This window comes from Anaeromusa sp., from assembly GCF_028691475.1.
In the GTDB taxonomy this organism is placed as follows: Bacteria; Bacillota; Negativicutes; order Anaeromusales; family Anaeromusaceae; genus Anaeromusa.
In genome coordinates, this window is sequence record NZ_JAQUZF010000077.1 from 1 (window position 1) to 12,578 (window position 12,578).

Below are 12,578 nucleotides of genomic sequence, written 5' to 3' on the forward strand. Positions count from 1 at the left end.
AAGATCTCGTCAACGGTTTTTCTTGCCAAAGCAGGGATGCTTATGGTCGCGTCGAAGCAGTAATGAATAAAGAAGCTGGAGAAAGGGAGATGGCAGTCATGCCGGCAGTGCGCGTATATGTTCTTGCAGTCTTATTGATTTTAGTGGTGTGCGGAGGTTATGCAATACAATCTTTAAGCGGCAAGGAATCTACAACATCGCTGGAAACGGCTGTAAAGTTGGAGGCGGAGCCAGTTCAGGGCAAAGCGTTGGCCAAGGTTTATGTCAGCGGGGCGGTAGCGGTTCCGGGGCTTTACCAAGTAGAGCCGGGAATGCGCGTATCGGACGTACTGGCTTTGGCTGGCGGAGTTGATGAGAGTGCGGATTTGCAAAAAGTGAATTTGGCGCAAAAGTGCAAGGACGGCATGCAGGTAAAGGTGCCAAGCCGTAAGGCTTTGGCGGCTAAAAATCAAAGTAGTCGTGCTGTCGCTGGTGCGGGCGCTCCGGCTATTTTCTTGAATGTCGCAAGCGAGGCGGAATTGGACCGTCTGCCTGGAGTTAGTCCGGTCTTGGCGCGGCGTATTGTGCAATATCGTACAGAACACGGGTCGTTTCATTCTATGCAGGAACTTTTGCAAATTCCCGGCATAAACGAAACGCTCTTAGAGCGACTGCAAGGCAGGCTGGCGTTGTGATTTTGTCATTTCTTTGGCTGCTGTTGACGATAACAGCAGGGGGGATCTATTTTTACGGCAATACGGAGATCGTGTTGCCGGTTTTAACGTTTCAACTGGCATTCGCAGTCGCTGTGCTAGGCGCTGCGGCGCTGGCGCAGCGTTTTAAAAGAGCGGCGTTGGTCTGTCTATTAGTGGCTGCAGCATTGGCTGGCGTCTTGCGGGAAGAACAGGTTTTAGAACAGTGGCGGCAAGGAGTAGCGCATTGGCAAGGAAAACCTGTATTAGTAGAAGGCGTTTTAGCGGAGCAGGCCGTTATTGAGGAGGAGCCTGGTTGGGTGCGCGGGCGTCTTGCTTGTTACGTCGTTGGTGATCCGGGAGGTACGTTGACTTCCTGCACCCAGTCGGTCTGGCTGAAATACCCTGCAGGTGATACCGGCGTAGGCGATGTTTTAAGAGTTGAAGGAAAATTAAGTTCCAACAACGCTTTTCGTGATGAGGGACAAGTTCAACGCGAGCGAATGCTGGCGGTCCAGGAAATTGCAGGGACTTTGAAGGCTAAAACAGGAATGGTTCGGGTGTTGCGTCATCCTGGCGCGTATGAATGGGGGCAGTGGCGATTTTCGCAATGGCGCGAGGCCTTGACGACGCGCGTTGCCGAGAGGTTATCACCAGAGACAGCAGGCGTTTTGAACGGGATGCTCTTTGGCGGTTATGCCGGTATTGCACCGGAAACAGCCCAAAATTTTCGCGATACAGGTCTTGTTCATATTTTATCGGTTTCCGGCTCGCATGTGTCCTTGCTGGGAGCGATGCTTCTTTGGCTTGGTTCCTGGATGAATTTGGGAAAGAAAAGCAAGGTGGCTTTTGTTGGCGCAGGCATTGTGCTGTATGCTTGCATTGCCGGTTGGTGCGCTCCGGTAGCTCGGTCGGTTTGCATGGGCCTGGTGGCTTTGGGCGCCTTGGCTTGGAGGCGGGAGAAAGAAGCCGTCTATTCTTTGGCGCTTTGTGCGTGGGGACTACTGCTGTTTCAGCCGTTGTGGCTCTGGGATATTGGTTTTCAGCTTTCTTTTTTTGCGACGGCGGGGTTGATTTTATTGGCGCCGCAAGCGCTAAAATGTCTTCAGACATGGCGTGTTCCTGCAGTGCTGGGGGCGCCGCTGGCTATTACCTGGGGAGCGCAGATGGCGTCACTACCGTTGTTAGCTTTTTATTTTCAACAGTTTTCGCTTGTTTCTTTTCTGGCGAATTTACTGGTGCTTCCACTTTTAGAAAGTGCTATGATTTTTGGCTTAGGCTCGTTGGCGGCAGGCCTTATTTTAGAGGACATAATACTGACTCCGGTATGGGGCTTGTGTCAAGGGCTTGTATATTTAGGCAGCTTCCTTGCCTCTTTGTGCGCCAAGGCGCCAGGAGCGTTGGCTTATGTACCGCCGCCGGGAGCGCTGGCAGGGGCAGCTTATTTTGCGGCTTTGACAATTTTTTGGCGGCGAACTTTGCCTGCGCTGCAGCAAGGCGGTTTGTGGCTGGTGGTGTGCGCACTGTGGCTGGGTCCTTGGCTGTGGCTGCCGCCAGAACTGGAAGTGCATATGCTCGATGTTGGCGAGGGGGATGCGCTGGTGGTGCTGACGCCGCACCGTCATGCCTGGGTGGTGGACGCTGGCGGCGTGTGGAGGCAAGGAGATGCCGGCAGTAAGGTTGTTGTTCCTCATTTGCGGCGCCTAGGCGTATCGAAGCTGCAAGGCATTGTGCTGACCCATGGTCATGCAGACCACATGGGCGGCGCCCAGGCGGTCTTATATAGTTTCCCCTGCCGTTATCTGATGGCTCCGACTATGGAAAAACCGGGGCAAAGCGCGTTACAGCTCGCGTTGCCGGCGGGGCTTTCCGTATGTCGTATTCCGCCTGGAGAAGGGGTTTCCTGGGAAGATGACGGCGTGTCCTTTTATGCGTTGCGTTCGCCAGGCGGCCTTGTGAAAGGCGAAAATGACGAATCGTTGGTTGTGTGGCTGGCTTATGGAGAAAAAAGTTTTTTACTGACCGGCGATGCAAAGTTAGAGAACTCTTGGCTGCCGCGGGATTTGCACTGCGATGTGTTGAAAATGCCGCATCATGGATCCCGCTTTGCTTGGGAGGCAGAAGCTTTGGCAAAGCTGGCGCCGCAAATAGCCTTGATTTCGGTGGGGCGCAATAATTCTTTCGGACATCCTCATGCGGAGACGCTGCAGGAATTAACACGGAACGGAGCTCGCATATGGCGGACGGATCGCGACGGTACTGTGCGGGTTTTTACGGATGGACATGTTTTGCGCCTTGCCACAACGCCGGGCTTTGGGGTACACTAAATCAGCGGAATATACTCTGAAACGGGGCGTAACTATGACATGTGAAGAATTAATGCGGGATGTGCGCAAAGGAACGGCGCATTCCATTTATGTGCTCCACGGCGAAGATGCGGCGGAGGTACGCAGGAGCGGGCAACAGCTGGCGGGGCTGCTGGTTTCGGAAGAACAGGCGGCTGCAGGGCAGATGTTGAAGGTGTCCGGCAAATGGGATATGGAGGAATTTCGGTTTTGGCTGCAGGAAATACCTTTTTTGGGGGGGCAAAAGTGGCTTTGGTGGCATGGCTGTCCTTGGCTGGGGGAGGCGGGGGCCGAAGAAATTGCCGCTGCCGCCGAGATGGTGGTGCCTTGGCCGGAATATGCCGGCCTGCTGTTGACAGCGACCAAGCTGGACAAGAGGACTCGGTTTTATAAGGCTTTGGTGCAGGCCGGCGGCGTAGAGGCCGCTTGTGCGATGCTGCGTCCCTGGGAAGCAGAGGCTTGGTTTGCTCAGTACCTGCAGAAAGCCGGCAGAACCTTAGAACGGGATGCTTCGGCTTGGTTGGCTTCATTATTCAGCTCGTCCCAGCAATTGGCGCCTGGCTGGCTGGAACAAGAGGCTGAAAAAGTGCTGCTGTACACGCAAGGACGCAAGCGGATTTCGCTGACAGATGTGCAGACTATGCTGGCGGCTACGCCTGAAGCTTCCTCCTTTGCATTGCTGGATGCTATTGCTGCAGGGCAGTGCGCCAGGGCGTTGTCTTTGTTGGAAGAGGCTTGCCGCAGTTCCAACGGGGCGTTCATGCTGATCCCGCTTTTAGCGCGACAACTGCGGCTGCAACTGCAAAGCCTGGAGGTACAAGGCGGCAAGCAGGAGTTGGCTAAGGAATTGAAAGTGCATCCGTATGTAGCGGAAAAACTCTTGCGCCAGCGAGGGGATGTCTCGCCAGGTTTGCTGCGTTACTTACTGCAGGAATTGGCGCGGCTTGAAGGCGGTATCAAATCAGGGACAAGGCTGCTTCAAGGGGAGTTAGAGAAACTCGTTATTTTATGGTGTGAAAAGGGCAGACAAAAAAAGTGATGGAGAAGCAAGCTTCTCCATCACTTTTTTGTCTGCCGCAAAACTTACATTGCGTTCAGTTTTTTCATCAGACGGGATTTTTTCCGAGCAGCGGCATTTTTATGGATGACGCCTTTCTTGGCAGCCTTATCGATGGTGCTAACAGCAGTGGTCAGAAGGGTTTTCGCCTCATCCGCCTGTTTGCCGTTGATGGCTTCCAACGTCTTGCGGGTCACGGTTTTGACCGTCGATCTAACAGCGAAATTTTTCGCGCGACGTTCTGCGTCCGTTTTTACACTACGTACAGAGGATTTAATATTCGGCAAGTCGTTCACCTCCTTATGACCATATTACTTAAAATATATTAGCATGGTGTTCGCAAAAAAGCAAGGGCTGCTTTAAAAGAAGATGTGCAAAAAAAATCATATTTTAGAAAGGTTTTCTTGTTTGCGTGGCCAATATATATACAGTTAAGCAAAAGAAAGTGAAGTGAAAACATGGCAAAGCCAATTTGCATGATTATTGACGGAAGCAGCTTGACCTATCGGGCTTTTTACGCGTTGCCGCTTCTGACGGATGCCGCAGGGCGTTATACAAACGCAGTATATGGGTTGTCGACCATGCTGCTGCGCCTTTTAGGGGAATGGCAGCCTCAGCAGTTAGTGGTGGCTTTTGATAAAGGCAAGCATACTTTTCGCAATGAAGTATATGGGGATTATAAGGCTCACCGCAAAGCGACGCCAGTGGAACTGGTGGAACAGTTTCCTCTAGTACGGGAACTGGCGGCAGCGTTTGGCGCGGCTGTTTTAGAGCAGGAAGGGTATGAAGCCGACGACATTATTGGGAGAGTTTCCCGTGATGCGGCGCAGGAAGGTCTGGATGTGCTGATTGTCACCGGAGACAGGGATGCGCTGCAATTGGTGGAGCCGGCGGTCAAGGTGTTGTTGACGCGCAAAGGAATCAGCGAAATGGATGTATACGATGAAGCCAAAGTGCAGGAAGTTTATGGGATGGAACCGCTGCGGCTGATTGACTTAAAAGGGTTGATGGGAGATGCCTCGGACAATATTCCAGGGGTGCCCGGTATTGGCGAAAAGACGGCAGCTAAGCTGCTGGCACAATTTGGCACACTAGAAGAAGTGCTGGCGCAAGCGGCGCAGGTGAAAGGAAACAAAACTAGGGAAGCCTTGATATCTAATGCGGATTTGGCGTTGCTGTCGAAGAAGCTGGCAACCATTGTCCGCGATATGCCGTTAGCGGAAGATTGGCGCCAAAGCAAACCGGAGGCCGGGGCGGCTTTGGCCACCTTTTTTACACAAATGGATTTTCGCTCCCTGCTGGCGCGTCTGGCCTTGAATGGGACAGAGACTGCCGCCCCTGCAGAGCAGGAACTTGCTCCCTTGCAGTGGCAGGAAGAGCAAACGGCGCTTCTTTGGCTGGCGCAAGAGCAGGCGGTGGCTGTCTGGCCCCTGTGGGACGGGCCGTGCTTAAGCGGTTTGGTCTTGTCAAAGGGCTCCGAGGTATGCTGGTTTGCCGCAGAGTGCGCAAGCTGGGATACGCTGCTGCTGGAATTGGTTGCAAAGAAAAACGCAGTTGGACATGACGTGAAGCGGTTGGTGCGGTGGTTGCTGCAAGAACGGCAAGCGGAGTTTTTCATTGCTTTCGATACGGCCTTGGCGGCCTATTTGCTGGACGCAACCCAAGGGGAAGCTTCATTTGCTTCCATTTGTCTGCGCTATTTGGGCCGGGAGGAGTCGTTGGCTTCCTTGCCTGAACAAGATGCAGCGGCTTATGGTGCAAAGGCGCTTTTGGAATTACAGCCTATCCTGGAGGCGCAGTTGGATGCTCAACATATGCGCGAATTGTATTTTTCCTTGGAGCTTCCGCTGGTACGAGTTTTAGCGGTCATGGAAGCGCAAGGAATTGCAGTAGATTTTATTCACCTCCAAGAAGTGAATGAAGAACTGGGACAGCGGATAAAGGAGCTGTTGACGGGGATTCATGCGGCGGCGGGCGAAGAATTTAATGTTAATTCCACCAAACAGCTGGGCGTAATATTGTTCGAAAAATTGGGTTTGCCGGTGCAGAAAAAAACGAAAACAGGCTACTCCACAGATGCTGAGGTGTTGGAAAAGTTAAGCGGCCACCATGCTGTAGTGGACCAACTGCTGGAATATCGCATGCTAAGTAAGCTTAAAAGCACCTATTTGGAAGGCTTGGCCGCCTTGGTTAGTCGCCAGAATAATCGTGTGTATACGCATTTTAATCAAATGGTGACCTCTACGGGGCGGCTGAGCAGTTCGGAGCCAAACCTGCAGAACATTCCAGTGCGAACGGAAACAGGTCGTCGTATCCGGGAGTTGTTTGTGCCTGGAGAAGGCTATGCCTGGTTAATGTCGGCGGACTATTCGCAGATTGAACTGCGGGTGCTGGCGCATATGTCTGGAGATGAATCGTTTATTGATGCCTTTTTAAAGAATCAAGATATACATGCCCGGACCGCAGCGGAGGTGTTTGGCGTAACTATGGAGGACGTGACGCCGGAACTGCGCAGAAGGGCTAAGGCGGTAAATTTTGGCATTGTCTACGGCATCAGCGATTATGGTTTGGCCAGGGACTTGGGAGTGAGCCGCAATGAAGCTGCCGTATATATTGAAGGCTATTTTGCTCGTTACCCCAAAGTGAAGACCTTTATGGAGAATGCCGTAGCCCAGGCTCGTAAGGACGGCTATGTGGAAACTATGCTGGGACGCCGGCGTTATTTGACCGATATTAACAGTCGCAACTTCAATCAGCGCTCCTTTGCGGAACGCACCGCCATGAATACGCCGATTCAGGGGAGTGCGGCGGATATTATCAAAAAAGCCATGCTCCTTGTCTTTGAGGCGTTGCAGGAAAAACAGCTGCGCTCGCGTTTGCTGTTGCAGGTGCACGATGAATTGGTGTTGGAAGTAGTGGAAGAGGAACGCTTGGCGGTGGCAGCTCTCGTCAAAGAAAAAATGGAGCAAGCTGTTTGTCTGCAGGTGCCTTTACTTGTGGACGTGCATTACGGTGTCAACTGGGCGCAAGCCAAATGAGTTTGCGGAAGGCGAGGTGAAGACATGCCGGAGTTGCCGGAGGTGGAAACAATCTGTCGTACCTTGGGGCCCTTGGTGGTCGGCCGAAGGATTGAGCATTGTGACATTTGGCTGTCGCGGCTGATCAAGACTCCCGCAACGGAGTTTGGGCGGCGCATTGAGGGACGGCAGGTGCAGCGTCTGCGGCGGCGAGGTAAATATTTGCTGCTGGAATTGGAAGAAGATGTGTTGGTTATCCATTTGCGGATGACCGGACGTTTAGAATACCGGACGGCTTCGGAAACGGCGGAACGGCGTTTGCATGATCGCTTGCGTTTTGTACTGGACGACGGCGCGCAATTGCTATATCATGATGTGCGTACCTTTGGTACGTTTCACTTGGTTTCGGCAGCGGAAGTATCCTCTTTACCTGGCTTGAGCAGTTTGGGCCCGGAGCCTTTGGAAGATGATTTTAGTGTGGCCTATCTGCAGGAACGCCTGCAAAAAAGCCGCAGCCGTATTAAAAGCTTTTTGCTGCGTCAGGATGTAGTAGCCGGTTTGGGAAATATCTATGTGGATGAAAGTTTATTTTTGGCTGGCGTGAATCCGCTGCGGACAGCAGCGGCCCTAACTAGGGAGGAGACGGAAAAACTGCATCAAGCTATCCAGACGGTGCTGCAGCAGGGGATTGACCATGGCGGCACAAGCATTCGGGATTATCGCGACGGCTTGGGGCGCCGAGGGGGAAATCAGAGGCTTCTCTGTGTATATGGGCGCGGCGGCGAGCCATGCTTGCACTGCGGTCAAAGCATATCGCGCGCAGAGGTAGCAGGCAGAGGGACGCATTGGTGTTCTCGCTGCCAACCGGACAAGGGAGAGTAGAATTAGTTATGAAATGGATTGGACTGACAGGAGGAATTGGCAGCGGTAAGAGTTTTGTTTCCTCTTTGCTAAAAAAGATGGGAGCGACCATTATTGACGCTGATTGCTTGGCTCGTGAAGTGGTGAAGCCGGGGACTCCTGGTTATCGAGCGGTAGCGGCTGTTTTTGGAGACAATATTGTTCTTCCTTCAGGGGAGATTGATCGACGTAAACTAGGGACGATTGTTTTTGCCGATGCTTCAGCCAGAAAAAAGTTGGAGCAGATCCTGCACCCTCGTATTTTAGCGCGCGCCGCCGAGGCGGCTCAGGCGGCAGCTGCCAGAGGAGAACTTGCGGTGGTGTTTGACGTGCCGTTGTTGTTTGAGGTTGGCTGGCAGGTTCAAATGGATGAGGTATGGGTAGTCTTTGTAAAGCCACAGGTGCAGCTCCAGCGCTTATGCGCCAGAGATGGCATGACTGAGGCTGAAGGAAAGCATAGAATATCCCTGCAGGGGGATTTGAATGAGAAAGCGACGCAGGCGGATGTCTGCATTGATAATAACGGTGCTGAAGAGGCGACCCTTTTGCAAGTGAAAGAGCAATGGTTGCGAGTGTTGCAAGGGACTCTTCCTAAGCGCAGAATTCTTGAAAGGCGGCCACATGAGTAGAAGCGGTTTGATGTATACGCGCGCGGCTGAAAGAAGCACCCAGCGGGACGGGAAATGGATGAGAGGGGTTGTGTGCCTTTTCTTGTTTGTTTTGGTTGTGTACGGAGGCTATCGCAGTGCGTGGTTTGAAGAGACCTATCGTTTTCCCTTTCCCTATCGGCCTTTGGTTGAAACCTATGCCGCCAGCAGAGAGCTAGACCCTATGCTGGTTGCTGCGGTGATTCAAGCGGAAAGTAAATTTAAGCCGCAAGCCGTATCCAACCAAGGGGCTCGCGGACTGATGCAAATGATGCCGGAGACGGCGCAGTGGGTTGCTCACAATATAGGCGAAGAGACTTTTTTTGAGGAGCATTTAAGTGAACCGGAAACAAACATTCGTTTTGGCACTTGGTATTTGGCTTCGCTAAAAGAAGAGTTTCATGGAAATGAAGTGTTGATGCTGGCCGCCTACAATGGAGGGCGGGGGACGGTACGGCAATGGATGACAACCTATGGCTGGAATTTTTCGTTTCAAGACGTAAAGGCTATTCCTTACGGCGAAACCCGCGAATACGTGGAGCGGGTGCTAAGCGGCAGGGAACGATATAGGCAGTTGTACGGGAACAAGGGGTAAGGAGTGAATTGAGGTGCGTAGATTCGGCCGCATGTGGATATTGGCTTTGATTTTGGGCGGGTTGCTGTTGGCTGGGGGCTGTTCGTTCGGGCAGAATTCGGAGAAAGCGGGAGAGGTTGCATTGCCTTCTGCCACTCGCTCCGGAGGACAGGTGGTTTATGCTAGTCTGCATGAGCCGGCAGTGTTAAATCCGTATCTTTCGGATGCGGTTTCGGTTCATGAAATGTCGCGACTGCTATTTAGCGGGTTGGTCGTTAGCCAGCCAGATGGCGCCCTGCAGCCGGACTTGGCGAGAGAACTGCCGACGGTGAGCCCGGATGGTTTAACGGTTCGCTATCTGCTGCGTACAGGCGTAACCTGGCATGACGGGGCGTCTTTTACGGCGGAAGATGTTCGTTTTACCTGGGAATATATCATGAACTCTAAAACCCAGGCGATATCCAGGGAGGGTTATGATCGTATTCGCGCCGTGGAGACGCCTGACCCCTATACTGTAGTGGTAAAATTTCGTGAGATATATCCAGACTGGGTCAGCTTGTTTAAAACGATACTGCCTAAGCATCTTTTGGCTGGGGCTGATCCGAACAAAGGAGCTTTTCAAAGGAATCCGATTGGCACGGGTCCTTTTCGACTGCAGGAATGGCGTATGGCGGACGGCCTTGTTTTTGCAGCAAACGAACGCTATTTCCGCGGTAAACCTAAGATGGATACCATTGTTTATAAGATTGTGCCGGACGAGACCTTGCTTATTGCTCAGGCTAAATCTGGTGAAGTGGACATAGCGCCGCATTTTGGCAACCAAGCGTATGATCAGATGCGCAGCCAGACTAATTTTCAAGTGTTTGCCACGCCTGGTCCTATTTGGGAGCAAATTACCTTTAATCTGGATCACCCTCTTTTTAAAGACCTTCGGGTGCGGCAGGCCTTAGCCTTGGGTCTTGATCGTAATCTGCTGGCGCAGCAGGTGTTAAAAGGAACTGGGGTAGCTGCCTGGGCGGACCAGCCGGCTGTTTCCTGGGCGTATGTGAATGAAGGAATACCTCCTCGTGATTTAAAAACAGCCAAGGAACTGTTAGCGCAGGCAGGCTGGCTGGCTCAAAACGGCAATATGTTGCAAAAAGAAGGAAAACCATTGGCCTTTGCTCTGACGGTGCCTAGCGGCAATAAGCAACGGGAATTGGCGGCGCAGGCGATTGTGCAGCAATGGAAGGAACTGGGCGTTTCGGTACAGCTTCAAGTGGTGGATGCAAAGAACTTTGAGCAGACCTATCGGCAACGTCCGTTTGCGGCGGCATTTTTTGCTTGGGTACGCGGCGTGGACCCGGATAATCGCTTGTATTGGCATTCGCGCTTTATAGGGCAAGGCGGTCTTAATGTCGCCGGTTGGCGCAATCCACAAATTGACGCTTTGACGATACAAGGAGCGACGACTCCGGATATGGCGGCGCGCAAAGAGATATATAAGCAGATCGGGGCGTTGATGGCCACGGATGTGCCTGTAATACCTCTTTATTTCCGGTGCCAGCTGGATGCGAGCAAGAATGGGCTAAACGGTTTTAAACCCAATCCGGCAGAGGGGAATTTATGGAACGCCTGGGAATGGACCTGGGCGGCGCGCTAGTCATTTTCTTGGTATGTTGACAGAAGATTAGTTGTTATGATAAAGTAGGGACGTTCTTACTGCATGCGGTCGTGGCGGAATTGGCAGACGCGCTAGACTCAGGATCTAGTGAAGGCAACTTCATGGAGGTTCAAGTCCTCTCGACCGCACCAATCAATACTCTATGCGGTAGTGGCGGAATGGCAGACGCACCAGCTTGAGGGGCTGGCGGGGGCAACCTCGTGATGGTTCAAATCCATTCTACCGCACCAAAAAAATGAAGCCTGCAAAATATTGCAGGCTTTTTGTTTTTGCATTTTGCAACATTAAAAAAGAAGAATATTGCGAAATATTGTGGTATACTGGCGATATAAAAAACTATCTTACAGAAAAGAGGTGCGATTATGACGCAAAATACTTTTTTTAAAACGAATGAGGAAATTCTTCAGGCTTTCAAATTGGTATTGCCGTATATGAACCGAATTGTGCGGGAGGATATGGCAGTCGGTTTGACAGACTGCAAAGAATACTTATCGTATTATCGTGCGAAAGAATTTGAACTGGATCTTCCTGCGGGGAAGCCCATTAGCGGCATTGAAACGATTGAACGCTGTTTGTCAATGAAGCAAGACACCTTTGCCGATATTCCGCCAGCGGTTTATGGGCGTCCAATAAAAACTATTTTTACGCCGATTTATGGGATTCAGGGCGAAGTAATTGGCACCTTGAGTTCTGGTATTGATTTTCAAAATAGTTTGCAGTTGATCAAGACGATCGAAGATCTTGCAGCAGATACTACGCAAGCTTCAGAGAGCATTGAACAAGTTGCTAAGAGCGTAGGCGAATTAGCGAAAGCAGGGCAGGCGACCATTGGGCAAGCGCAATCGTTAGGTGAAAAAAATAGGCATACCGCCAGTATTTTGGAATTTATTCGAACTATTGCCGCGCAAACCAACTTATTGGGACTCAACGCGGCTATTGAAGCGGCTCGGGCGGGTGAACACGGCCGGGGCTTTGCGGTCGTGGCGGAAGAAGTGCGCAAGCTGGCGGATCAATCCAACGAGGCCGTAAAAAAGATTCAGGAGACGTTGCAACAAGTAAACGGGGCCATTGCAGAGATCAATCAATCGATTGAAACGACCGGAGCGATTAGTGAAGAACAAGCTGCGACAACCGAAGAGATTGCTGCTATTTTGCGGCAAGTGCATGAGAACATGAAAAATTTGGAGAACTTTGTTGAGCGATATAAGTAATTAGAAGGAATCGCTGTTTTCTTAGGCAAAGATTTTCTTGCATTGGCGCGAGGTCTCTGCTATAATAGCCAACGTGGGTAAGCTGCTATTTGTGATGGCAGTTGGCTTTGCGGTCGTGGCGGAATTGGCAGACGCGCTAGACTCAGGATCTAGTGAAGGCAACTTCATGGAGGTTCAAGTCCTCTCGACCGCACCAAACTCAATAAAGCCCTCTTGCGGTCGTGGCGGAATTGGCAGACGCGCTAGACTCAGGATCTAGTGAAGGCAACTTCATGGAGGTTCAAGTCCTCTCGACCGCACCAACTTTATAGTTTCATGCGGTAGTGGCGGAATGGCAGACGCGCCAGCTTGAGGGGCTGGTAGGGGCAACCCTGTGGAGGTTCGAGTCCTCTCTACCGCACCAATTTATCAGTAATAAGCCTTCGGGAATTTCCCGAAGGCTTTTTATTTTGTCTCCTAGCAAGGGCGGTTTGTTATATAATGAAAGAAATTG

At 51.7% G+C, this 12,578-nt stretch carries 10 protein-coding genes and 5 tRNA genes; 14 read left to right on the forward strand and 1 reads right to left on the reverse strand.

Annotated elements, in window-relative coordinates; genetic code table 11:
- The 3 genes from PHF27_RS10160 to holA all read left to right on the forward strand — a co-directional run.
- Nucleotides 1-674 (forward strand): ComEA family DNA-binding protein (locus PHF27_RS10160; RefSeq protein ID WP_300069401.1); only part of this gene is annotated, 674 nt, incomplete at its 5' end.
- A complete protein-coding gene (locus PHF27_RS10165; protein WP_300069404.1) occupies nt 671-2,998 on the forward strand; it encodes a DNA internalization-related competence protein ComEC/Rec2 in 2,328 nt (775 codons plus the stop codon). The genes PHF27_RS10160 and PHF27_RS10165, both read left to right, overlap by 4 nt.
- Nucleotides 2,999-3,032: 34 nt before the next feature.
- Nucleotides 3,033-4,055, forward strand: coding sequence for a DNA polymerase III subunit delta (gene holA, locus PHF27_RS10170; protein ID WP_300069407.1), 1,023 nt, complete (start codon nt 3,033-3,035; stop codon nt 4,053-4,055).
- A gap of 44 nt (nt 4,056-4,099) precedes the next feature.
- Here holA and rpsT read toward each other — a convergent pair whose 3' ends face one another.
- Nucleotides 4,100-4,360 (reverse strand): 30S ribosomal protein S20, encoded by a 261-nt coding sequence (gene rpsT, locus PHF27_RS10175; protein WP_300069410.1) that lies wholly within the window; start codon nt 4,358-4,360, stop codon nt 4,100-4,102.
- 171 nt (nt 4,361-4,531) lie between these two features.
- Here rpsT and polA point away from each other — a divergent pair, with 171 nt between their 5' ends.
- The 11 genes from polA (at nt 4,532) to PHF27_RS10230 (ending at nt 12,488) form a co-directional block, all read left to right on the forward strand.
- A complete protein-coding gene (gene polA, locus PHF27_RS10180) occupies nt 4,532-7,111 on the forward strand; it encodes a DNA polymerase I (protein WP_300069413.1) in 2,580 nt (859 codons plus the stop codon).
- Between the two features lie 24 nt (nt 7,112-7,135).
- Nucleotides 7,136-7,972 carry a DNA-formamidopyrimidine glycosylase gene (gene mutM, locus PHF27_RS10185; protein WP_300069416.1) on the forward strand — a complete coding sequence of 279 codons (837 nt, stop codon included), beginning with the start codon at nt 7,136-7,138 and terminating at the stop codon, nt 7,970-7,972.
- Nucleotides 7,973-7,980: 8 nt separating this feature from the next.
- A complete protein-coding gene (gene coaE, locus PHF27_RS10190) occupies nt 7,981-8,619 on the forward strand; it encodes a dephospho-CoA kinase (RefSeq protein ID WP_300069419.1) in 639 nt (212 codons plus the stop codon).
- On the forward strand, nt 8,612-9,232 hold the full coding sequence (locus tag PHF27_RS10195) for a lytic transglycosylase domain-containing protein (protein ID WP_300069421.1): 621 nt from the start codon (nt 8,612-8,614) through the stop codon (nt 9,230-9,232). Before coaE ends, PHF27_RS10195 begins: the two co-directional genes overlap by 8 nt.
- Nucleotides 9,233-9,245: 13 nt before the next feature.
- Nucleotides 9,246-10,853, forward strand: a complete 1,608-nt coding sequence (locus PHF27_RS10200; RefSeq protein WP_300069423.1) for a peptide ABC transporter substrate-binding protein — start codon at nt 9,246-9,248, stop codon at nt 10,851-10,853.
- A 65-nt stretch (nt 10,854-10,918) separates the two neighbouring features.
- Nucleotides 10,919-11,005 (forward strand) — tRNA-Leu (locus PHF27_RS10205).
- Between the two features lie 13 nt (nt 11,006-11,018).
- Nucleotides 11,019-11,104: transfer RNA gene (locus PHF27_RS10210), tRNA-Leu, on the forward strand.
- Between the two features lie 132 nt (nt 11,105-11,236).
- Nucleotides 11,237-12,085, forward strand: a complete 849-nt coding sequence (locus tag PHF27_RS10215; RefSeq protein WP_300069426.1) for a methyl-accepting chemotaxis protein — start codon at nt 11,237-11,239, stop codon at nt 12,083-12,085.
- Nucleotides 12,086-12,194: 109 nt separating this feature from the next.
- A tRNA-Leu gene (locus PHF27_RS10220) sits at nt 12,195-12,281 on the forward strand.
- Between the two features lie 19 nt (nt 12,282-12,300).
- A tRNA-Leu gene (locus PHF27_RS10225) sits at nt 12,301-12,387 on the forward strand.
- Nucleotides 12,388-12,402: 15 nt separating this feature from the next.
- A tRNA-Leu gene (locus PHF27_RS10230) sits at nt 12,403-12,488 on the forward strand.
- The last annotated feature ends 90 nt before the right edge of the window (nt 12,489-12,578 follow it).